Below are 21,429 nucleotides of genomic sequence, written 5' to 3' on the forward strand. Positions count from 1 at the left end.
ACGATAACTCTCACTTTTAGCGAACTCACGACCGAGAGCGGGCGCGCTGTGTCCGTATCGCGAAGACGGCAGACGAACCCGTACTGTACTGCTCAGAGTTTTCCGGCGGCTCGTGCCTGTTCGGACCGCGTTCGTGCTTGCGTGAGTCGTCGGTCCGTCGCCCGCGAGATATCCGCGGGGAGCGCAGACCGGGCCTCTGCCAACCGCTCGGCAACCGAATCGAGTCGAGACGCGACTGTCTCCAGACTCTCGTCGGCCCGCCCGCGGTTCCCGGCTTGGGCACGTTCGGCGGCACGTCGAGCTGCCTCGGCGACTGCACCGAGTGCTTGTGCGAGTCCTCGAACCGCGTTCGACGGTCCGCCACCCCCGTCTTGCTGGTCAGTTTCGGAGTCGTCCCCCGAGTCGTCCATCCGGGCGGCCACCCCTTCGACCTGTGCCTGCGTCTCCTCTGCGATGTCTGTGAGGAACGTGGCCAGCGACGCTTTTCCCGTGTTGGGTCGGTCGATGCGGACGCCGCTACTCGGGTCCGCTTCTGCGGCAGGGTCGGGATTCACGCGGAACGCTCCCACCTCGTCGTCTGTGTCCCGGACTTCGACGGTGTACGCACCACCACGGTGGACGTAGACGGCGTCCGGACCGGAGAGCGGTGCGTCGTACAGTCGCCCGGCGAAGTCGTCGTCGACACCGAGGTTGGTGAGCGTACTGTCCGCGCCATCCGTATCGACTTCCAGTTTGGTCGCTGCCTCGCGGGCGACGAGCGGAATCTCTCCGTCGACGCCCGCCGCAACCACACCCTCGTTCGCAGGTTCGCTGTTCTCTCCGTCACGCTCGCCGCCCACGGTAACCTGCTCGCTGTGTGGTGCGAAACCGGCACCGTTGACGGTGAGGCGATGGTCGCCGGCCGGAACGTCTCGGGCGACACAGAGACCACCGAACGTCGGTACCGCTTCGGGGTCGCTCTCGAGCAACACCACCGATTCGACGGGTGACGCGTCCGTCGTCAGTCCCTCGTCTTCGGGCGCGTCGTCAGAGGTAATCGCCTCGGTGACCCGCACGACGATGGTGTTGACCGTCGACGGTTCGCTGATCGCGTCGTAGCGGTCTGCCAGCGCGAGTCGGTGATTCGGCTCTGAGATGTCGACTGCGGGATTGTCGTATCGTTGCTGACCCCACGGTACCCCGGCCGTCGTGATGTGACTCGCGATGGCGTCTTCGGCGAACTGGGGCACCGCAAACTCGAAACTCAGTTGTGGCCCGGTGAACGCCGTGATGTGTTCGACGTCCGCCGTCGGGACGAGCGCATACGTCGTGTCGGCGTCTGCATCGCGTGCCTCGTGGTCGAACACGAGTCCGGTCGCTCGCCGTGGAAGATTTCTTGGTGGCGACGAGAGGGCGTCGAACGACCGAATCGTCAACGACTCGTCGACCAGGTCCGCGCGTTCGACCGACGGGAGGCGCTCGTCGTCGTACACCGGAACACCGTCTATCTCGGGGACGACGTAGGGCAACCGTGCCCCTTCGTCTCGCGGTAACCCGTAGGCGATGGGTATCTCGGCGATGTCTTCGATTCGCTCGATAGCGCTGTTGGTGATATCCGCGAACGTCCCATCGGTCGGCACTCGCTGGAACCTGTCGGGACTGTCGTTGAGCGACAGCGCACTCGAGTGCGACCCGAGTTCGGAGAGGATACGCGGGATGCGCCCTGGGTCCGGGTCGAGAAACTCGTTGTTCGGCACCGTTCGCGAGTGGGAACTGGCGACGTACAACTGTGGAACGGCGCTCGTAGGGTCGCCGCCGCTCTCACCACCCGTCTCGACGAAGACGTGAAGTACTTCCCAGTCGTGCCAGTGGAAGTTCGTCGTGAACTGGTCGAACACCGAGTAGAACCAGTACTGCACCACCGCGAGCGGCGAGTTCTCGTACTGGACGACGTTGTAGAACACCGTCGGGTCCGGCGGGTCGCCCCCTTCTTTCTTGCGTTCGTGATACCCATCGACGGCGTCGAACCCGTCGACGATAGTCTCGCCGTCGCGTTCGCTCTCGTACGGGCGCGGGTCCGTCGGGAACCACTGTTCGTACTCGTCGAAGTAGAGCGTCGGTGCGAACTGGGCGGCGAGTTCGCGAGCGAAGTCGTCTTCGACACCGGTGGTGTCGTCGTCGCTCCCGCTCTGTGACGACGAACACCCAGCAATCGACCCGACGCCGGCGGTTGCGAGGAGTCCGAGAACCGTTCGGCGGTTCACCCGTGAGTGGGTCATCGTATCACCGCCGACCAGTCGAGGCGGCGACCACCCGTCTCTCGGAACTGGATAGTGCGAATTCGTGACACGTTGGGGACATCTATACGGGGTTCAGCCGAGGGCGACACATAGCCTTTGTGCCACAGAGTGGAGCCTCGGCACCTAGCGCGAGCGCCTCTCCTCCTCCGTCTCTCAGAGTTCGGGTCGCCAGCGCATCAACTCGGTGTCCTGTGGCGCGTAGAGCGGATGTTGCGGCGACCCATCGCCGTTCTCTCGGATGATGTAGAGTTCGGCTGGTAGCATCTCGACGACTGCCGCTGGTCGGCCGAACTTTTGGCCGGCACCTCCCCACGCGGCGACGATGCTCTCTATCTCGTTCCCGAGTGCCGTCAGGAATCGGTCGTTCTCGGGGCCGACTGGGTCGTCGGCCGTTCGAAGGGCGTTCGGGTCCTTCGACCGGAGTGCGAACAGGTTCCCAACGACCATTCCCCCGGACCCCTCGTTGCGGGCGAACGTGGTGCACCTATCGAGCGTCCTGTCGTTTGCTGTCCCCCTGCCGGTGCTCGGATTACACATAACGTACGCCACCGTCGGTTTCTCGGCGTCCCACACTCGCCACAGCAGATAGCGGTAAACGTCGTCGTCGCTGAGGACGGCCCCTGCTTCGGTGTAGCCGTCGATATCTCCCATCTCGACGTAGACGCCAGCGGTTGTGTGGGGGGCGGATGTCCAGTCGTCGAGGAGCATTTTGATTGGGGTGAGTAGGTCGAGAAGGGCGAAATAGATGATGTCGATGGGTGTGTTCGTGGGTGGAAGGAAGGGATGCATCGAGACGTCGTGGACGATGCCATAAAGGAGACGGCATGACTGCGGCGACTTTCGAGAGTGTCCACCACTACACTACCCCCGTGGTCGCATAATTACAGCTTGGTACGAACTGATTGGTCCTAAGTGGTAGCTAGAAACCAAAAGAGCGAGACGACTTTTGATTTTGGTTGCTCAATTATCCCAAAATATCTTCAATCAATCTTCCGCATCATTCGGAGATTCATTTTCATCCATCACTGGCTCAGTCACATCCTCAACAAATTTCCAGTATTTCAGGACAACTGTATTACTAATTTGGAAATACGTGGCGCCGATTACAAATATAAGAACCCCAGCCCATAGCGGATTAATACTCTCTGGTAAACCTACACCGATAACCGATAGTAATGCCTTAGTCGAAAAGTCGGCAACCTGTGCATCTAGAATGAGCGTCGTGTAGGAACCAAACATAGCAAATGGCCAACCGACCCAAGTCAGTAAGTACGTTAGCCATCCACCAACCACCGTTTCATCCCTATTCAATTCTGATGAAAGCCTAATGAATAAGCTTAGACCCCACAAAAAAGACAAAATGGCAGCTATTTGAGGGGACTGTTGTTCAAACATTAGATATGCAACAAAAGGAAGTATGAACGCAACAACTATTCCACCGACTAAGATACCGGCTTGTTTTATTGACACAATTACGAGTGATAAATTCTAAGTAATAAACACATTCGAATTCAGCCATCCTATATATCCGATTAGAGCACGAGCGTTTCGCCTGCTTCATATGGAACATCGACGAACAAAGCAACCACCCCGTATTTTTTCGCGCCGCAGACGCGTGCGCTCAGGCACACTTCCTAAGAGGGTCTTCCCACGTAAGGGGAAGACAAGCCGTCCGGTGGATTCCGACGACGACCTAGAGGACAATCAGCATCGCCTCCGAACACAAATCTGCTTGTATAACAGGCGCTCAGAAGTCAACTCCAGTTGAAGAATAAGGGGTTCAAGGTAGCGTTGCCACTCATACGGAGCCCGCTATTCGATAATCTTGGACACCGGATTTTCGTCGGAGAGACGCCGTTTACTGTCGTTCCAAAAGAACGGCTCAGATTCGAACTTTCCTCGCTCCCGCTCGGGCGTTCGAATCTTCAGTCGCCCACACAACCATTTCGGAGGGACTCGCACACGCTACGCGGTGCTCGTTGGCGTTGAAAGGGGTAGAAATGGGCCGGCTCAGATTCGAACTGAGGTTACGGCCACCCGAAGGCCGAAGGATACCAAGCTACCCCACCGGCCCGCATTTTGACGCAAGCCACGACTGGCTTTAACAGTTGTGATTAGGAGCAACCGTCAGACCCAGTGACACACACTCACCGCGCCTCAGTACTGCGAATAGCCCTTCGTATCGAGGTAGTTGTGAGCGACGGTAATCGAGTGGTCGGCGTGGAGAATCTCGGGGCCAAGTCGAACGCGTTCGTCCGAAACCTCCGCCAACAACTCGGCTTCCTCGTCGGTGAAGTCGTTGTGGTCCGAGAGGACGAACAGTGGGTTCTCCGGGGGTTCGACGTCGACGACTGGGTCACCGTCTTCGTGGAGTTCGACGACAGTCGAATCGCGGGCGGCGTCTTCCAGCGTCGGTTCGAATCCCATCCGGCGAATCGAGACGCCCGGCGACGACTCCGCAGGCATGTGACCGATGGCTTCGTCGCGTTTCTCCAGTGCCTTGCGAACGAGTGCGGCAGTCGAGCGCTCGTCGGGGTTGAGTCGCCGGAGTTCGGAGCCTTCGAATCGGACGGTGTACTCGTCGCCGAGGACGAGGTGGACGCGAACGTCCTCGCGAATCGCGTGCGAGAGGAAGAACGCAGAGTTGACACAGCGACAGAGCACGTCGAGACGGCCAGCACCGCCGGCGATGTCGTCCAGCGAGAAGTCGGGTGTCGTCGGCACGTCGTGGCCGAGGACGATGAATTGACGCATATCGCCGACTCCGCCCGAGAGGGCCTTAGCCCTGTCCACTCACGGCCGGAGCGACGTCGATACAGAGGTGAGTACGAGTGTGAGAGGTGAGAACCGAGTTAGAGTGCTGACTCGAGCAGTTCCTCGATGCGGTGACCGCTCTGTTCCATCTTTTCGTGAATCAACTCCGGGTCGATGGAGTCGGGGAGTGTTGCGCTCCGCGTCAACATCGTTTTCGATGGGCCCAACGCCTCGAATACGATTCGACCGGACATCTCGAAGCCACCCTCCTTGATTACGGTCCCAATGGATTCGTTCTGCTCGTACTCCACGACTTCCATCGTTCCCTCGACGGGGACGTCGTACCGAGTGTTCCGTCGTCGAATGAGAGTCCCGACGCCGATTGGTCCGGGCGTCTCTAGTTCCAGTTCGATGTCCGGGTCCCAGCGTGGATGATTCTGCACGTGCTGTTCTGCGACGAAGTGAAATACGTCTGAAATCGGCCGGTCGATAACCTGTGAAAATTCGACTGTCCGAACGCCTTTCCCGCCGCTACTCGCCTGTTTCGCCATGATGCCTCCACCGGAGAATACGGGCTGTGGCGGCTAAAACTGGTCGAAGCGAGTCCACTGCGGGCCGGTACGCAGACTGTCGCCACCGTGCACGTCATATTGGCTGAAGCCTTACCTGAGGTAAGTGAGCACACAATCCAGGCGCGACCCGATGGTCCGTCTGTTCACCGAATACGGGCGGGAGAACCTGCCGTTCTTCGTCGTCGGTCTGGTAGCGAGCGTCCTCAATCGACTGGTGGGAATCGTTCCAGCACTGGTGCTCGGTGTCGCCATCGACGCCGTGTTCTTCCAGAACACCGCCTATCGCCTGCCGCTGGTTCCCCCTGCGTGGATTCCGGCGACGGTTTCGGGACAGTTCTGGCTGAGTTTCTGGCTGGTCATCGTGGCGTTCGCCGCCGGTGTCGGCCTCTCGTGGGTACAGGGACTCGGACTGGCCGTCTACTCGAACCGCGTCCAGCACGCCGTCCGCGTGGACACCTACGACATCCTCCAGCACCTCGATATGACCTTCTTCGACGACAAGCAGACGGGACAGGTGCTCTCCATCCTCGACAGCGACGTGCGAAACCTGCGGACGTTCCTCGACAGCACGCTCTCGGGTGGCCTGCAACTCGTCGTCTCCGTCGTCGGCATCGCTGGCGTGCTCTTCTACCTGAACGCCCAACTCGCGGCCGTCACGCTCGTCGCCGTCCCACTGCTCACGGTGTTTACCATCTGGTTCATGCGAACCATCCGGCCAATGTATCGCGCACTGCGTGCGAGCGTCGGCGCACTCAACACGCGCATCGAGAACAACATCGCTGGAATCGAGGTTATCAAAGCCTCGACGACGGAAGACTACGAGACGACACGCGTCGCCGACGCCTCGATGGACTACTACACACGCGCGCTCGCCGTCGTCCGTCTCGACTATCTCTACCAACCGACGATGGAACTCCTCGCGGGCGTCGCCTTCGCGGCCACCTTCGCCATCGGCGGTATCTGGCTCATCACCGGGCCACCGGGTCCGTTCACCGGTGAACTCCTCGTCGGTGAGTTCGTCACCTTCCTGTTCATGACCCAGCGGTTTATCGACCCGCTGTCGGGTGCTGGACGCATCGTCAACGCCTACGAGAACGCCCGCGCGTCCGGCGAACGCATCTTCGGTCTGACCGACCACGACGTGACAGTGCGAGACGCCACCGACGTAATGGACCTCGGTCCAGTCACCGGTCGCATCGAGTTCGACCACGTGTCGTTCGCCTACACGTCCGGTCGGGCGGTCCTTCACGACGTGTCGTTCGCCGCCGACCCCGGCCAGACAGTGGCGCTCGTCGGCCCGACGGGCGCAGGGAAGTCCACCGCTGCGAAACTCCTCTTGCGCCTCTACGAGACGACAGACGATGCGGTTCGCGTCGACGGCCACGACGTTCGTGACGTGTCGGTTCGGAGCCTTCGCGAGGCAATCGGCTACGTGAGTCAAGACGTCTACCTGTTCGACGGAACCGTCCGCGAGAACCTACTGTACGGAGCCTTCGACGCGACGCACGCGGAGATGGTTGCGGCAGCGACGGCGGCCGAGGCCCACGACTTCGTCTCACATCTCCCCGATGGCTACGACACCCGTATCGGCGAACGCGGCGTCAAACTCTCCGGCGGGCAGCGCCAGCGACTCTCTCTCGCCCGTGCGATGCTTCAGAACCCAGAGATACTCGTCTTGGACGAGGCGACGAGCGCCGTCGATACCGAGACGGAACTCCTCATCCAACGGGCACTCGACCGACTGACCGAGGGGCGCACGACGCTCGTCATCGCCCACCGCCTCTCGACGATTCGCCACGCAGACCGAATCGTCGTCCTCGACGAGGGGCGCGTCGTCGAAACCGGTACCCACGACGAACTCGTCGCGGAGGGAGGACTGTACGCGACGCTCTGGGGCGTGCAAGCGGGCGACGTCTCGGGTATCTCTCCGGCCCTCCTCGACCGACTCGTCGAGCGGAGTCGACAGTCGGACCGCCTCGCAGACCACGTGACAGCAGACGGTGGCGAAGACGGCGGGTGACATCGGCCGACTGCACCAGGCCATCATTGCGACTGCATCAGGTCGTCACTGCGACTGAACCAGATACGCCAGTGCCGCACCGCCTGCGACGCCGACAGCGACGCTGGCCGGGTCGAGTTTGGGCAGCACAGTCGTCGGGTTCTCGTGGACCTGCGATACCGTCGGTGACTCGTCCTCGGGGACGTCGACGGTGTACTCGTGGACTTCGCCGGACGACATCGACTTCGAAATCACCGTGTCGAGCGTCTCGCTTTCGGCACCGGCCACCTGCACGCGCAGGTCGTAGTCGGCCTTCTTCGTGGCGACGAGGGCGAGTCGATACCGCCCAGTCGGTGCATCGTATCGGTATCGTGTCGCCCACACGTCGGTTCGCTGGCGGTCCATGTACGTCGCGTTGTTTCTCCCGACAGGGTTCCCCGCCGGGTCGACGACGGCCAGCGAGACGGCGTCCGTGTCGACGGTGACGCGCAGGACACGTGTCAGCAGGTGGCCGAAGTCGTCACGGGTGTTGCTTTCGACCGGTGACGTGGTATCCGCGTTCGCCCGAATCGCCCGGTCCCAGCGATTGAAGACGAAGGCGTCGTACTCGGCATAGCCGGAGACCGGATGCGTCTCGCTCACGTCGACAGTGAGCGCGCGTTCGGTCTGACGGTACTGCTGAGCAGGGTAGTTCGGGTCGTAGAGTGCGAGTCGTGTTCCATCGGCCGTCTGCGTGTAGTCGTAGACGAGAACCTGATGGGAAGTCCGCGTCTCCGTGTCGACGAGCGTGACGCCGGCCGTTCCGAACTCGTCTACGACCGCTGCCACTGCCGCGAGTTCTGCTTCGTAATCGATGTGCCGTGGGCGAAACATCCGGCGACGACCCACCCACGCGTGGATATCGAGCAGTTGTCTGGCCTGATAGTGGTCGATGAGGTCACCAATCGGGCCGGCGTCCGACCCGAGTGGAATCTCCGGGTCGGTTACCTCCGCGGCAGTTTCGACTTCGTCGGGGAGGTCACCCGGCGCTTCGAAGTATCGCTGTGCCGCGTAAGTCATCCCGTAGCAGTGACCGTTCGACGCGGCGAGTTGGTTGACAGACACCGACAGTTGACGGGCGACGACGTCGAGAAGCGACCCCGACGTGTTCGAGAGGGCGAACCCGAACACGTCCGTGAAACTGTCCGCCCACTCGCGTCGAATGTGCGCTTCGACCGATTTCGGGTCGACGCGCACGTGTTCGTGCTCCGGATACCACGTGTCTCTCGACGCCCAGTTCGGAAATCCGAATCCGTCTCTCGCAGGGTCGAATCGAGGAGCGGGACGAGTCGCGGCGGCGGCGTGTGGGAGCGCTCCAGTCAGGGAGACAGCACTGCCAACACGGGCGAGAAATCTCCGCCGCCGGAGTTGGACCATGGTCTATCTGTCGAGGGGGCCATCTTTACCATTGCGCTACTCGGTGGCACACCTCATAGATGGTCGTCTCGGTGGGGGGCACATTCAGTAGCCCGCGACCTGTCCGTCTTTCCGCGGTTCCGTCGCACCAGAGAGTGTCCCGTCGTCCCACCGAGCGAACTGTGCGCCCCCGAACATCGACGCCGGGAGCACGCGAACGTCGTGGCCCTTCCGGGCGAGTTTCGCGCCGATGCGACTAGCGAGTCGTTCTTCGACTGCGAGCGTCCCGTCTTCTCGGTACCGCCAGCGGGGTGCGTCGAGAGCGGCCTGTGCAGGCAATCCGTGGTCGACGAGGTTCGAGACGACCTGTACGTGCCCCTGCGGTTGCATGTACCCGCCCATCACACCGAAGGCGGCCCAATCGTCCGTGTCGAATTCGAGGAGTCCGGGGACGAGCGTGTGGAACGGACGCTTGCCGGGTTCCAACCGATTCGGGTGGTCGTCCTCCAGCGAGAACGACGCACCGCGGTTCTGCAGGGCGATGCCGGTGTCGCCGGCGACCAGACCGGACCCGAACCCGGCGAATCGAGAGTTGATGAACGAGACGACGTTGCCGGCGGCGTCGGCGACACAACAGAGGACGGTGTCGGCGTCTTCGGCGTGCGCGTCCGGGACGCCGAACGTCACGTCGTGATTCACTTCGGGGCCGATTTCTTCGGCCCGTTTCGCCGCCCACTCGCGCGAGGCCAGCGGTGGAATCTCCTCGTAGTCGGGGTCGGTGATGTAGCGGTGCCCGTCGTGGAAGGCGACTTTCATCGCTTCAGCGAAGCGGTGGACCGACTCTGAGGACCCAACCGAGGGGTCGCCGGCGTCGATTTCGTCCGCGACGTTGAGTGCCTCGAGCGCGATGAGTCCCTGATTGTTCGGCGGGAGTTCGTACACCTCGACGCCGCCGTAGGTAGTCGAGACTGGGTCGACGAACTCCGGTTCGAAGGCAGCCATGTCGTCTGTCGTCAGAAACCCGCCGTTGGACTGGACTTCGTCGGCGATGGCCGCCGCCACGTCGCCCTCGTAGACGACGTCTGCCCCCTCCTCGGCCACTCGTTCGAGCGTCCGACCGAGTTTCGGGAGCGTGACCACCTGTCCGACCGTCGGTGCACTCCCCTCGAAGAGGTACGCTTCGCGCGCGTGGTCGGACTCGAACAGGTCTTCGCCGTGTTGCCACTGCGCTGCGACGACTTCCGTGACGGGATAGCCCGCCGTCGCGTAGTGAATCGCCGGTTGGAGAACGTCCCGCAACGAGCGCGAACCGAACCGATCGATGGTCGCTTCCCACCCGCGGGCCGTTCCGGGAACCGTGACTGTGTGTGCGCCCGTCTCGGGCATCGTCGCCTCGTAGATGGGGACGCCCTCCTCGGCAGCGACCGCTTTGCGAACACGATTACGCGTGGCGTCCGCCGGTGCACCACCGCAACTTCGCATCGCGCCAACCTCGCCGTCCGCGGTCCGATAGCAGGCGAAGACGTCACCCCCGAGACCCGTCGACGTGGGTTCGACGACGTTCAGGGCAGCGGCCGTCGCCACGGCGGCGTCGAACGCGTTGCCGCCGTTCGAGAGAATCTCCACCCCCGCCTGTGCGGCCAGTGGTTGACTCGTCGCGACGACGCCGTTCGGGGCGTAGACCGTCGACCGCCGCGACGTAAAGCGGTCGAGGTCGGGAGTGTGGTCGGACATACACTGTGGTTCGCAAACACACCGCATAGCCTTTCGGCTCTCGGAGATGGCGACGGTGGCGACGAAAAGAGACAGCGAAGAACGGCCCTGTCGAATATTCTCGGGAGACGGTTCTTCGAGAGGGTGCTGAGTGCAGGCATCCAAGACAGTCACCAGCGGGTGGGCACTTCCCCCCACATCTGGGTCGTTCGACAGAGCGTCACGCTCGAGCGCGAGAATGTTTATTGTAGTGCGTCTCGTTTCTTAAATTTATGACAGAGTTTGAAGGAGGGTATACCGCCGTCGGTGCCGTACTCGGGATACTGTTTGGCCTGATGCTCGGTGGCCCGATTGGTGTACTCCTGGGGGCCGCAGTCGGGGGAGGAATCGGGTGGTATCTCGAACGCAGTTCGGGCGAGTAGCCACCCTCTATTCTCTGCGAACAGGAATCGCCGTATGGGATTTATCCCGACTCGGAGTACTTCTCTTATGGGTGACGGCTTGCTGGCATTATTCGACCATAGACGCCCCGGCTTCCGACGTTCGGTCACGCCGTGGGGTTTTCCGCTGCTCTACCTCGGGTGGGCGTACGTGTTCTGGCTCCCGCTATTCGGCTCCGATACGTCGGTCTGGTCGTTCCCGAAGGTCCTGTTCTTCCTCGCAGGGGGCGCGAGCCCGCTGATTGCTGGTGTCACGATGGCGTACGTCACTGGTGGCAGCGAGCGAGTGCGAGACATCTGGCGCAGACTCGTCGACGTTCGACTCATCGCCCCGAAGTGGTGGGTCATCGTCCTCGGGTACTGGTTGGTGTTCGACCTCCTGATGGCGGGGACGGCGGTCATACTCGGCGTGACAGACGACCCGATACATCTCGCATTGACCCAACTGACCGACCCCGGAGCGTTGGGGTTCATGTTGTTGCTGTCGTTCATCTTTCCGCTGGTCGAGGAGGTTGGCCTTCGCGGCTACTACCTCGACCAGCTCCAGGCCCGCTTCAGCCCCACCGTTGCCGGCCTCATCAACGGTGGGACGTGGGCTGTCTGGCACGCACCGTTCGTCTGGTTCCCCGGTTACTACGCCGACGTGACGTTCGCTCCTGCCCTCTGGTGGTGGCTTCCATCCATCGTGTTGCAGACGGTGCTAATCGTATGGGTGTACAACAATACGCGACGGAGCATTCTGGCGGTGCTCCTGTTCCACGGGATGATGAATTTCACTGGTCTGGTGTTGGGCCTCGCTCCCGAGATGCACCCGTTCAGTCTCGTGGGGACTGCAGTCGTGGTGGCCGTCCTCGTCGTGTCCTGGAGACGGCCTACAGCATCGCTGTCGAGCGTTGGTGAGTAATCCACCGTGTTCTCGTACCTCTCTGGTCGCCCGCTCTGAATCAGCGTCGTAGTGGGCCTCACAAACACCCATCCGGCGGTCCGGCAACGAGTGCGAAATCCGAACGGGTGCGTCTTCGAGACGACGCCGAAATCGGCGCAGTCAGTCGGTCAACCCGTAACCACGCCGGAAGAGCGCGACGTCGATACCGACGATAGCGAGCGTGAGCGCCGAGAGGATACCGAGCGAGAGGTTCGGGTCGACTTCGGTGACGCCGAGGAAGCCGTATCGGACGCCGTTGACCATGTATATCATCGGGTTGAGGAGCGACGCCTGTCGGAAGAGTTCGGGAATCTCGTTGAGCGAGTAGAAGACGCCGCCGAAGAAGACGAGCGGTCGGAGGATGAACTGGTTCATCATCGTCAGGTCGTCCCAGTCTTCCGCCCAGAGGCCGCCGACCACACCGATAGCGGCGAACAACAGGGTGATGACGAGCATGAACGCGACGAGATAGAACGGTCTGGCGACGCCGACGGCGGTGAAGAACGCGCCGATGAGTGCGATGAGCACGCCGACGACGATACCACGAGTCGCGCTGGCGAAGATGTACGCGCCGACCATCGACGTGTACGACAGCGGCGACGTGAGCGCCTCCTCGATGTAGCGATTCCAGCGGCCGTGGAAGATAGAGAACGAGGCGTTCTCGAAGGCGTTGGAGACGGCCCCGAGGACGATGAGTCCCGGGAGGATAAACAGGATGTAGCGGACGCCCGCAATCTGGTCGATGCGTTCGCCGAGGATGACGCCGAACACCGAGAAGTACAGCACGTTCGTGATAAAGGGCGGGACGAACGTGTTTCGGGGGCGACGGACGAATCGAAGGATTTCACGACGGAGGAGGGCGTAGAAGCCCGTCAGGTCGACGTTCATTGGTCCACCTCCATCGTCGCGCGACCCTCACCCTGTCTGGTCATCTCGACGAACACCTCTTCGAGCGACGTGCGGGAGATTTCCAGGTCGACGATTTCGTGGCCCGCCTCGTCGAGTGCCTGTACCACGTCGGGGGCGACGAGACCACCCTGCTGAGCGGTGACGACGAGTCGGGTCCCGTCGAGTTCGACGGACTCGACCCGGTCGTCGTCTGCGGCGAAGTCGGGGACGGCAGTCGGAGGAGACCGGAGTTGGACGACGATGTCGTCGGTGCCCCGGTCCATCAGTTCCTCGGGGCTGGCGACTTCGAGGATGCGTCCGGAGTCGAGAATCGCAACCTCGTCACAGAGGCGTTCTGCCTCCTCGATGTAGTGCGTGGTGAGGAGAATCGTCGTCCCCTTGTCGTTCAGGTCGATGATGGTCTCCCACAGTTCGTGGCGGAGTTGCACGTCCACGCCCGCAGTTGGTTCGTCGAGGATGAGCAGGTCCGGGTCGGTGATGAGCGCCCGGGCGAGCATGAACCGGCGTTTCATCCCGCCGGAGAGCCAATCGAAGCGGGTGTCGCGCTTGTCGTAGATGCCGACGCGTTTGAGCACCTCTTCGGCGCGTTCGCGAGCAACGTCTCGTGGAATCCCGTGATACCCCGCTTTCGTCTCCAGAATCTCCTGAATCGGGAAGAACTTGTCCACGTTGAACTCCTGTGGAGCGACCCCAATCAGGTCGCGTGCTTCGCGGTAGTCGTCTTCGACGTCGTATCCGAACACCTCCGCCGTGCCACCGGACTTGCGGACCAGGCCGACGAGAATGTTGATAAACGTCGTCTTTCCGGCACCGTTGGGACCCAACAGACCGAAGAACGACCCCTCGGGCACGTCGAGGTCGATGCCGTCGAGTGCCGTGACGTCGCCGTAGGCTTTCGTCAGGTTTCGTATCTCTATCGCAGATGCCATTCGCTGATGCGTCGTCAGGTGTGGACCCGATTAAGCGTGCTGTCCGCGGAACGCACTGTGAACGAATGACACGACCGACTCCGGGCCATTTGGTATGGTGTGACATATCAAATTAATCCCTATTATCTGTCTGTATCGAACTAAGTCATTAACGAATATTATCATTATAAATGATTAACTTTTAATATCGCTTCCGAGTCGAACCGAGTGAGGTAACGCACAATGGTAGTATCCGCAGTATCCCCAGCAGGACATCACAACTCGACCCCCGAACGCTTCGAACGCTATCGACCGCCCACACCGCCGACATAACAAATGACAAACCGAACCAACACGACTCGCACCGACACGACGACCCGCTCGCAGACTACCACTCGCCCTCCCCGGACCACGCAGCGCTACCCCACCAACGAGGAGAACATGGACGCGCCGCTCGTCCCCTTCATCCAACAGCCCGGTGAGGAAGACGAGATGACCAACATCCGGCGTGAACTCGCCGCGCTCCGTACCCAACTGAACCGCATCGAGCAGACGATGCAGACTACCGAAACCCAATGAATCCGACCGAACTCGACAGCGATGTCTTCGCACAGGACGTTGACAACCAGAAAGCCCGAGAACTCCGGGAGAAGCTGAACACCCAGGACTTCGTGTTCGCCCCCGGGATGTACCACGCACTGGACGCCCGTCTGGCCGAGATGACCGGCCACGACGCCGCGTACATGTCCGGGTACTCGACGGTCCTCGGCCAGTTCGGGTTCCCAGACCTTGAGATGGTCACGATGACCGAGATGGTCGAAAACGCCAAGCGAATGGTCGAGGCGACGAACCTCCCTATCATCGCCGACTGTGACACCGGGTACGGCGGTATCCACAACGTCCGCCGCGCCGTCCGCGAGTACGAGAAGGCCGGCGTCGCCGCCATCCACATCGAAGACCAGACGACGCCGAAGCGCTGTGGCCACATCGCCGGCAAGCAAATCGTCTCCCGCGAGAAGGCCAAGGCCCGGTTCGAAGCGGCCGTCGACGCCAAGCAGAGCGAAGACACCATCATCATCGCCCGCACGGACGCCTACGGGTCGTCGAACGGTGACTGGGAAGAACACCTCGAACGCGGCCGTATCTACGCCGACGCCGGCGTCGACCTGGTCTGGCCCGAGATGCCGAACCCGAGTCGCGAGGACGCTGTCAACTACGCCGAGGAGATTCACGAGACGCATCCCGACCTGAAGCTCGCGTTCAACTACTCGTCGTCGTTCGCGTGGTCCGAAGAGGAAGACCCACTGACGTTCCAGGAACTGGGTGACCTCGGCTACAAGTACATCTTCATCACGCTGTTCGGCCTCCACTCGGGCGCACACGCCGTCTACGAGGACTTCAAGAAGCTCGCCGAACAGGACGAAGAGGGGCAGTTCGACCTCGAACAGCGCTATCTCGACCACCCGACCGAGAGCCACCACGAACTCTCGTTCGTCTCGCGGTATCAGGACATCGAGACGAAGTTCGACCCCGAAGCACGCCGTCGCATCGAGGAGTCCGAAGGCTTCAGCGAGGAGCAGGCAGACCCCATCACGACGTCGGACGACGACTGAGGGTCGCACCGATACTTTCTGCCAAACCAATTCTTAACACACTATAATCCAGATACACGCACATGACTGAACGAAGACACGAAAGAAAGTTCGTGCGGACGTTCTTCACGTCGCCGACGGCCATCGAAGGCGAAGAAGACTCCGCGAAGATGATTCGACGAGCGGCCCAACTCCGCGGCATGCAGGCCCCGGACGTGTGGGTTCCGGACAACGAGGACGCGACAGCGCCCTCGATGCGCGACGAAGGTGTGGAGAACATCATCGACGTCGTCGCCGAACAGGGTGCCGACTTCCCCGGCGAGATTCACCCGCGGATGGTCTGGCACCGCGACAGCCCGGCCACGCGCTATCAGGGCTTCCAGCACATGCTGGAAATCGCGAGTTCCGACACCGGTGCAATCGAGCACATCGACGGCTTCGTCATCCCCGAAGTCGGTGACATCGACGACTGGAAGAAGGCCGACGAGTTCTTCACCATCGTCGAAAACGAGTGCGGCCTCGAAGAGGGAAGCCTCGCGATGTCCGTCATCATCGAGAGCGGAGAGTCCGAACTCGCCATGGGGAAACTCCGTGACGAGATGGGCAAGGACACGAACAACCTCGAACGGTTGTTCCTCTTCGTCGACGGCGAGGTGGACTACACGAAGGACATGCGCGCGATGACGCCGACGGGCGAACTGCCCGCGTGGCCCGAACTGCGCCACAACACCTCTCGCGGTGCCAGCGCCAACGGATGCATCGCAGTCGACGGACCGTACGACGACATCCGCGACGTGGAGGGCTACCACGAGCGGATGACCGAGAATCAGGCGAAGGGCATGCTCGGCATCTGGTCGCTGACGCCCGGTCAGGTCGTCGAAGCCAACACGTCGCCACTGCCGCCGAAGACCGGCAGTTGGCTACTCGACACCGGCGACGGCGACGTCGAACTGGACTCCGAAGACGGCGTCGAAGTGTACGAGGGTGACCGCGTGTCGCTCGAAGAGACGGCCGACGGCTACGAACTCACGGTCAGCGGTTCGACGCAGGTGCTCGACGAGGACGAACTCCACGAGGAACTCCTCAACATGACGTCGTACGTCCCGAGTATGGACGACATCGTCGACTCCATGGAGGAGTTCGAGGCGGCCAAGGAAGCAGGCCGCGGTGCCATCGCGATGGAACGGTCGGCGACCCTCCGCATCGGCGAGACGGAAGTCGAAATCTCCACCGACCGAATGTGGGACGAAGCGACCTATCAGGCCGCGATGACGCCCATCAACCTGTTCCAGGACGTCTACGAGAACCGGCCGGACCAACACGACGAGCTAGAAGAACGCTACGGTGCGGGCGTCGTGGAACGCGCGGTGGAGGTCGGTCTCTGAGGGGCGTCCCGACCCGTTCGAGGTTGCCGTCGGCCTCGGTTCCGCCCTGACGGCGGCACAACCCTGGTTGTAACTCTACCCCGGCACGTCGTCCGACACCGTGGGGACGACGTGCCACTCGTTTTTTCGACTCGTCTCGCCGCCACACGTCCAGCACTCGCGTCGACGCTACGCTCAAGAGCGAGTATCACGATAGGGCTACCGTGAACGACTCGTCACTCCAGCACGGGAGCGAACGTCCGCTGGAACCCGCCGCAATCGTCGATTTCGACGACGACACGCCGGAAGAGACGCTGGCCAGACTCCGCACGGTGAGTCACTACCTCGACAACGCGTTCGAGATTCCGGGGACCAACTACCGCATCGGACTGGACCCGATTCTCGGATTCATCCCGGGCGTCGGCGATACGACTGCCGCGGCGATGTCGGCGTACATCCTCGTCGAAGCGGCGATGATGGGCGTCCCACGAGCGACGCTCGCGCGGATGCTCGGAAACGTCCTTCTGGACACAGTCGTGGGGTCGCTACCGGTCATCGGTGACATCTTCGACGCCGCGTGGAAGGCAAACGCTCGCAACGTCACGCTCCTCGAAGAACGCTATGACGACCTATCGGGAGACGGGGCCGAGGCTGACCGCCGATTCCTCCTCGTCGCCGTCGGCGTCGTCACGATTCTGCTGGTCGCACTGGGTGTGGGAATCACCCTCGCCGCGTTGTGGGCGCTCGGGCAGTTCGGACTGTTCTGAACGGCCGACGCGGGGACCCCTCCACACCTGACTGAAGATTCGTGGCCGTGTCACGACACGTCCGAGCGCGGTGGTGGGCGACGAACCTTTTTATCCGAAGACGGGAGCAGTTCGGCGTAGTCGAAAGGGAGAACAGACGAGACTCAGTCGTCCGCAGGTACCGGGTCGTGGTCGGGTGCTGGGTCGTAGTCGCCGACCAATCGGAGTGCAACACCGCCGGTCCGAACACAGAGTCTGTAGGCGAACGGTGCGAGTGCTGTCCGCTTCATCAGGGCGAACCCGGTGAGGATGAACGCGAACCCTACGGCCGTCGCAGTGCCGAGTTCCTCACCGAGGACGGCCCACCCACTGAGCGCGGCGACGATGGGCACGGCGTAACTCACGAGGTTGATTTCGATGGCACCGATGCGGTCCAAGAGGACGAAGTAGATGATGAACCCGGCGGCACTGCACAGGACGGCGAGGAACAGCAGTGCGGCGACGACGAGCGGTGACCACGCGACGGTAGTGAGTCCCGGTTCACCGAGGAGTGGACTCACGACGTGGAGGAGTCCCGCGCCGAGAAGCATCATCCACGACTGCATCGGGACGACTGGTGGGTTGCCGGGGAGGCGTTTGACGAGGACGGTTCCGAACGCCCAACTCACTGCCGCGAGGAAGAGCAAGACGACGCCGGCGAGTTGCCCGCCGACTGACCCCGACGACAGCGCGATGACGACGGTGCCGACGAGTCCGAAGAAGACACCGAGGAACCCGACGCTGTCGAGTCGTTCGTCGGGGAGCATCGACCACGCGAAAAGCGGCGTGAGAATCGGCGACGTACTGAGGACGATGGCCGCGACACCACTCGTCACGTATCGCTGGCCAGAAAACAGGAGGGCGAAGTGTGCCCCGATGAGGAGTGCGCCGCCGACGCCGACGACGACCCACTCGTCGCGGCCACGGGGCCGCCAGTCCTCGGCGGCGAGCAATCCGTAGACGAACAGCACCGCGCCGGCGACGTCGTACCGAAGCGCGGCGAAGAGCGCGGGGGGAAGCACCTCCAACCCGACTTCGATGGCGATGAAGGACGTCCCCCAGAGGACGGCGAGCGTGACGAACAGTGCGAGGTTGCGTTGTGTTTGAGTTCCGATAGACACGTAATATCGACCTAAGGCCCAGTTGTTGAATCGGCTACCAGGCCCCCGTATATGAAATTTCTCAAAGTACTCTCGGACACACGACTGAGACGCGTTGACACATATCTCAGAAATCGTATGTATCGAACGGGACGCTCGAACGACGTACTCGGGGGCGTCCGAACAAAGTAAGGTAGTTACGCGCGCCCCGAGAGAACCCGAGTATGAGTATCCTCGAAGACGCCCGCGAACTCGAAGCGAGCGGGCCGGTCTGTGACGCCTGCCTCGGGCGGGCGTTCGCTGACCGAAGTTTCGGGTTGACGAACGCCGAACGAGGGAAGTCGCTCCGCGTCGCGGCGGCCCTCGACGCAGACGAACCGTACGAACCAGTCGAGACAGAGGCCTGTTGGGTCTGTGAAGGCGAGTGCGCTCGTTTCGACGAGTGGGCCGAACGCTGTGCCGCGTCTATCGACGACGTCGAAGTCGAGACGTATCAGGTCGGAACCCGAGCACCGCCGCTCGTCGAAGAGAACGAGATGCTGCTCCGCGAAGGTGCTGGCCTGCCCGACGACGCGGGCGAACTGTTCAAATCCGAGTTCAACCGCGAAGTCGGCAAACGCGTCGGCCGACTCACGGGCACCGAGGTGGACTTCACCCGTCCCGACGTGCAGTTCCTCCTCGACATCGAGGCGGACACCGTCGAGCGACAACTCAACTCGGCGTTCGTCTACGGCCGGTACCGCAAACTCGAACGCGATATCCCACAGACCGAGTGGCCCTGCCGGGAGTGCGACGGGTCGGGCTACAAAGGCAAAGAACCGTGTGACTACTGCGGCGGGTCCGGCTATCTCTACGAACACAGCGTCGAAGGGTTCGTCGCGCCAGTCGTGATGGACGTGATGGACGGCGTCGAAGCCACGTTCCACGGCGCAGGCCGCGAGGACGTCGACGCCCTGATGCTCGGGACGGGTCGCCCGTTCGTCGTCGAAGTCATGGAGCCCCGCCGTCGAACCATCGACGTCGAACAACTCGAAGGCGACGTCAACGCGATGGCCGAGGGCGCAATCGAAGTCGAAGGGTTGCGTCTGGCCACCTACGACATGGTCGAACGCGTGAAGAAACTCGACGCGTCGAAAGAGTACCGCGCCGCCGTCGAATTCGACGACGACGTGACCGACGACGAGTTACAGGTCGCACTCGACGAACTCACCGGCGCGACTATCGAACAGTACACGCCGCACCGCGTCGACCATCGCCGTGCGAGTCTCACGCGGACGCGACACGTCTACGACGCCACCGGCGAACTCGAAGACGCCCGCCACGCCACCGTCGACATTCACGGCGAAGGTGGCCTCTACATCAAAGAACTGGTCTCCGGCGACGAAGGCCGGACGAACCCGAGTCTCGCCGGGTTGCTGGACACGGGCGCTGTCGTGACGGCACTCGACGTCATCGCCGTCGAAGGCGAAGAGGAATCCTTCGAAGACGACGAGTTCTTCAAGGACTGAGCGTCTCCACCTGGAATTTCGCATCTCGAACCCAGACTCTCTGGGTTTCGTGAAGTAGGGTTAGGTCACACTGCAACGTCTCTCTAGGTTGCCATGAACCGAAATTGGATACGTGTCGCTGGAGTCGGAGTGGGCCTCGTTCTCGGTGGCGCAGGCATCGCACTCATGCGCTGGAAGCGGAAGCGACTCGCTGACCTCGTCGCCGGCAGTGAACTCGTCACGACGGACCGAGGCGTCGTGGAAGTCGCACGACAGGGGTCTGGGTACCCTGTGCTCTTCCTCCACGGCGACCCGGGTGGATACGACCAAGCACTCGGTGCTGGCGGCGCACTGTTCGGAACCGACGTCGAACTCGTCGCGCCGTCGCGGCCGGGGTATCTGCGGACGCCCCTCGGCGACAACGGGTCACTCGACGACCAGGCCGCCCTCCTCGTGGCACTCCTCGACGAACTCGAGATAGAGCGTGCAGTCGTCGTCGGCCTCTCGGGCGGCGGGCCAATCGCCCTCCAGATTGCGGCCGACTACCCCGACAGGGTTTCCGGACTCGTGCTCGTCTCGGCCATCACCACCGAAATCGACGAACGGATGTTCGACGTCGGCAACCCAATCGTCGACCCGATTCTCACCTCGACACCAGTCCTCGACGTGCAGTCCGGCATCGCTGCAGCACTCCGGCGCATTGCCCCCGACACGCTCGTCTCGATGCTACACAGTGAACTCTCGACGCTCGAAGGTGCGGAACTCGCCGCGTACGTCGAATCCATCAAGGCCGACCCACAGCTTCGGCAACGGTCACTCGACCTGGTTCCGACCGTTCTCCCCGCGAGCGCACGCATCGACGGGACGCTCAACGACGAACGGTGGTTCCGTGAACTCCCGAACGTCTCGTACGAATCTATCGACTGTCCAACCCTCGTCGTCCACGGTGAGTTCGACGGGGCAGTCCCCATCGACCATGCCGAGTCCGTGGTCGAAGCGATACCCGACGCCCAATTCGTCCGTCTCGAAGCGGACCACTCTATCTTGGCGAGCCCAGACGCCACCCGGGCCCGTGAAGTGATTCGGACGTTCACCGAGTCGGTGACGGCCTCCAGCGAACCGACGGCGCTGTAGGGACGGATACACGTCCCTCGGGCCGGAGGCCACGAACGCAGACCGCAATCTTGAATCCCTCACCCCAAGACCC

Annotated in this window: 19 protein-coding genes and 1 tRNA gene; 9 read left to right on the forward strand and 11 right to left on the reverse strand. The window is 62.1% G+C overall.

Annotation, left to right across the window (positions count from 1 at the left end; genetic code table 11):
* Positions 1 to 92 precede the first annotated feature (92 nt).
* The 6 genes from ACK3R5_RS13175 to ACK3R5_RS13200 form a co-directional block, all read right to left on the reverse strand.
* On the reverse strand, positions 93 to 2,258 hold the full coding sequence (locus tag ACK3R5_RS13175; protein WP_411967279.1) for a hypothetical protein: 2,166 nt from the start codon (positions 2,256 to 2,258) through the stop codon (positions 93 to 95).
* 174 nt (positions 2,259 to 2,432) lie between these two features.
* The gene (locus ACK3R5_RS13180; protein WP_411967280.1) at positions 2,433 to 3,068 is read right to left on the reverse strand and encodes a DUF1643 domain-containing protein; all 636 of its coding nucleotides are present in this window, start codon (positions 3,066 to 3,068) and stop codon (positions 2,433 to 2,435) included.
* A gap of 195 nt (positions 3,069 to 3,263) precedes the next feature.
* Positions 3,264 to 3,749: a hypothetical protein gene (locus ACK3R5_RS13185; RefSeq protein ID WP_411967281.1), complete on the reverse strand. Its 486-nt coding sequence runs from the start codon at positions 3,747 to 3,749 to the stop codon at positions 3,264 to 3,266.
* Between the two features lie 531 nt (positions 3,750 to 4,280).
* Positions 4,281 to 4,353, reverse strand: a tRNA-Pro gene (locus tag ACK3R5_RS13190).
* An 83-nt stretch (positions 4,354 to 4,436) separates the two neighbouring features.
* Positions 4,437 to 5,033 (reverse strand): tRNA (pseudouridine(54)-N(1))-methyltransferase TrmY, encoded by a 597-nt coding sequence (gene trmY, locus ACK3R5_RS13195; protein ID WP_411967282.1) that lies wholly within the window; start codon positions 5,031 to 5,033, stop codon positions 4,437 to 4,439.
* Between the two features lie 98 nt (positions 5,034 to 5,131).
* Positions 5,132 to 5,584, reverse strand: coding sequence for an SRPBCC family protein (locus ACK3R5_RS13200; RefSeq protein ID WP_411964542.1), 453 nt, complete (start codon positions 5,582 to 5,584; stop codon positions 5,132 to 5,134).
* 151 nt (positions 5,585 to 5,735) lie between these two features.
* On the opposite strand from ACK3R5_RS13200, the gene ACK3R5_RS13205 reads away from it, so the two are divergent.
* Positions 5,736 to 7,625 (forward strand): ABC transporter ATP-binding protein, encoded by a 1,890-nt coding sequence (locus tag ACK3R5_RS13205; RefSeq protein ID WP_411968662.1) that lies wholly within the window; start codon positions 5,736 to 5,738, stop codon positions 7,623 to 7,625.
* A 45-nt stretch (positions 7,626 to 7,670) separates the two neighbouring features.
* Here the strand turns inward: ACK3R5_RS13205 and ACK3R5_RS13210 are convergent, their stop codons facing one another.
* Positions 7,671 to 9,020, reverse strand: a complete 1,350-nt coding sequence (locus tag ACK3R5_RS13210; RefSeq protein ID WP_411967283.1) for a hypothetical protein — start codon at positions 9,018 to 9,020, stop codon at positions 7,671 to 7,673.
* An 84-nt stretch (positions 9,021 to 9,104) separates the two neighbouring features.
* Complete coding sequence (locus ACK3R5_RS13215; protein WP_411967284.1) at positions 9,105 to 10,733, reverse strand: gamma-glutamyltransferase family protein; 1,629 nt, start codon at positions 10,731 to 10,733, stop codon at positions 9,105 to 9,107.
* 251 nt (positions 10,734 to 10,984) lie between these two features.
* Between ACK3R5_RS13215 and ACK3R5_RS13220 the strand changes: the two genes are divergently transcribed.
* Both ACK3R5_RS13220 and ACK3R5_RS13225 read left to right on the forward strand, forming a co-directional pair.
* Complete coding sequence (locus ACK3R5_RS13220) at positions 10,985 to 11,134, forward strand: hypothetical protein (protein ID WP_411964545.1); 150 nt, start codon at positions 10,985 to 10,987, stop codon at positions 11,132 to 11,134.
* 34 nt (positions 11,135 to 11,168) lie between these two features.
* Positions 11,169 to 12,056 carry a CPBP family intramembrane glutamic endopeptidase gene (locus ACK3R5_RS13225; protein ID WP_411967285.1) on the forward strand — a complete coding sequence of 296 codons (888 nt, stop codon included), beginning with the start codon at positions 11,169 to 11,171 and terminating at the stop codon, positions 12,054 to 12,056.
* Between the two features lie 141 nt (positions 12,057 to 12,197).
* Here the strand turns inward: ACK3R5_RS13225 and ACK3R5_RS13230 are convergent, their stop codons facing one another.
* Positions 12,198 to 12,965, reverse strand: a complete 768-nt coding sequence (locus ACK3R5_RS13230) for an ABC transporter permease (RefSeq protein WP_411964547.1) — start codon at positions 12,963 to 12,965, stop codon at positions 12,198 to 12,200.
* On the reverse strand, positions 12,962 to 13,915 hold the full coding sequence (locus tag ACK3R5_RS13235) for an ATP-binding cassette domain-containing protein (RefSeq protein WP_411967286.1): 954 nt from the start codon (positions 13,913 to 13,915) through the stop codon (positions 12,962 to 12,964). The genes ACK3R5_RS13230 and ACK3R5_RS13235 overlap by 4 nt, the downstream gene beginning before the upstream one ends.
* A 315-nt stretch (positions 13,916 to 14,230) precedes the next feature.
* Here ACK3R5_RS13235 and ACK3R5_RS13240 point away from each other — a divergent pair, with 315 nt between their 5' ends.
* The 4 genes from ACK3R5_RS13240 (at position 14,231) to ACK3R5_RS13255 (ending at position 17,617) form a co-directional block, all read left to right on the forward strand.
* Positions 14,231 to 14,473, forward strand: a complete 243-nt coding sequence (locus ACK3R5_RS13240; protein ID WP_411964549.1) for a hypothetical protein — start codon at positions 14,231 to 14,233, stop codon at positions 14,471 to 14,473.
* Positions 14,470 to 15,507: an isocitrate lyase gene (gene aceA, locus ACK3R5_RS13245; RefSeq protein ID WP_411967287.1), complete on the forward strand. Its 1,038-nt coding sequence runs from the start codon at positions 14,470 to 14,472 to the stop codon at positions 15,505 to 15,507. Before ACK3R5_RS13240 ends, aceA begins: the two co-directional genes overlap by 4 nt.
* A gap of 62 nt (positions 15,508 to 15,569) precedes the next feature.
* Positions 15,570 to 16,871 (forward strand): malate synthase AceB, encoded by a 1,302-nt coding sequence (gene aceB / locus ACK3R5_RS13250; RefSeq protein ID WP_411967288.1) that lies wholly within the window; start codon positions 15,570 to 15,572, stop codon positions 16,869 to 16,871.
* 203 nt (positions 16,872 to 17,074) lie between these two features.
* Complete coding sequence (locus tag ACK3R5_RS13255; RefSeq protein WP_411967289.1) at positions 17,075 to 17,617, forward strand: DUF4112 domain-containing protein; 543 nt, start codon at positions 17,075 to 17,077, stop codon at positions 17,615 to 17,617.
* A gap of 143 nt (positions 17,618 to 17,760) precedes the next feature.
* Here ACK3R5_RS13255 and ACK3R5_RS13260 read toward each other — a convergent pair whose 3' ends face one another.
* Complete coding sequence (locus tag ACK3R5_RS13260; protein ID WP_411967290.1) at positions 17,761 to 18,756, reverse strand: DMT family transporter; 996 nt, start codon at positions 18,754 to 18,756, stop codon at positions 17,761 to 17,763.
* 203 nt (positions 18,757 to 18,959) lie between these two features.
* Here ACK3R5_RS13260 and ACK3R5_RS13265 point away from each other — a divergent pair, with 203 nt between their 5' ends.
* Both ACK3R5_RS13265 and ACK3R5_RS13270 read left to right on the forward strand, forming a co-directional pair.
* Positions 18,960 to 20,243 carry a tRNA pseudouridine(54/55) synthase Pus10 gene (locus ACK3R5_RS13265; protein ID WP_411967291.1) on the forward strand — a complete coding sequence of 428 codons (1,284 nt, stop codon included), beginning with the start codon at positions 18,960 to 18,962 and terminating at the stop codon, positions 20,241 to 20,243.
* 93 nt (positions 20,244 to 20,336) lie between these two features.
* Positions 20,337 to 21,356: an alpha/beta fold hydrolase gene (locus ACK3R5_RS13270; protein WP_411967292.1), complete on the forward strand. Its 1,020-nt coding sequence runs from the start codon at positions 20,337 to 20,339 to the stop codon at positions 21,354 to 21,356.
* Positions 21,357 to 21,429: the final 73 nt, after the last annotated feature.

The organism is Haloferax sp. YSSS75 (genome assembly GCF_046764215.1).
GTDB lineage: Archaea > Halobacteriota > Halobacteria > Halobacteriales > Haloferacaceae > Haloferax.

Excerpts from the sequence above, each read along its gene's own strand:
- aceA (WP_411967287.1), top strand. The coding sequence starts at position 14,470 with ATGAATCCGACCGAACTCGACAGCGATGTCTTCGCACAGGACGTTGAC.
- ACK3R5_RS13215 (WP_411967284.1), bottom strand. The coding sequence starts at position 10,733 with ATGTCCGACCACACTCCCGACCTCGACCGCTTTACGTCGCGGCGGTCG.
- ACK3R5_RS13235 (WP_411967286.1), bottom strand. The coding sequence starts at position 13,915 with ATGGCATCTGCGATAGAGATACGAAACCTGACGAAAGCCTACGGCGAC.
- ACK3R5_RS13200 (WP_411964542.1), bottom strand. The coding sequence starts at position 5,584 with ATGGCGAAACAGGCGAGTAGCGGCGGGAAAGGCGTTCGGACAGTCGAA.
- ACK3R5_RS13270 (WP_411967292.1), top strand. The coding sequence starts at position 20,337 with ATGAACCGAAATTGGATACGTGTCGCTGGAGTCGGAGTGGGCCTCGTT.
- ACK3R5_RS13230 (WP_411964547.1), bottom strand. The coding sequence starts at position 12,965 with ATGAACGTCGACCTGACGGGCTTCTACGCCCTCCTCCGTCGTGAAATC.
- ACK3R5_RS13175 (WP_411967279.1), bottom strand. The coding sequence starts at position 2,258 with ATGACCCACTCACGGGTGAACCGCCGAACGGTTCTCGGACTCCTCGCA.
- ACK3R5_RS13240 (WP_411964549.1), top strand. The coding sequence starts at position 14,231 with ATGACAAACCGAACCAACACGACTCGCACCGACACGACGACCCGCTCG.
- ACK3R5_RS13205 (WP_411968662.1), top strand. The coding sequence starts at position 5,736 with ATGGTCCGTCTGTTCACCGAATACGGGCGGGAGAACCTGCCGTTCTTC.
- ACK3R5_RS13220 (WP_411964545.1), top strand. The coding sequence starts at position 10,985 with ATGACAGAGTTTGAAGGAGGGTATACCGCCGTCGGTGCCGTACTCGGG.
- trmY (WP_411967282.1), bottom strand. The coding sequence starts at position 5,033 with ATGCGTCAATTCATCGTCCTCGGCCACGACGTGCCGACGACACCCGAC.
- ACK3R5_RS13180 (WP_411967280.1), bottom strand. The coding sequence starts at position 3,068 with ATGCATCCCTTCCTTCCACCCACGAACACACCCATCGACATCATCTAT.
- ACK3R5_RS13265 (WP_411967291.1), top strand. The coding sequence starts at position 18,960 with ATGAGTATCCTCGAAGACGCCCGCGAACTCGAAGCGAGCGGGCCGGTC.
- ACK3R5_RS13225 (WP_411967285.1), top strand. The coding sequence starts at position 11,169 with ATGGGATTTATCCCGACTCGGAGTACTTCTCTTATGGGTGACGGCTTG.
- aceB (WP_411967288.1), top strand. The coding sequence starts at position 15,570 with ATGACTGAACGAAGACACGAAAGAAAGTTCGTGCGGACGTTCTTCACG.
- ACK3R5_RS13210 (WP_411967283.1), bottom strand. The coding sequence starts at position 9,020 with ATGGTCCAACTCCGGCGGCGGAGATTTCTCGCCCGTGTTGGCAGTGCT.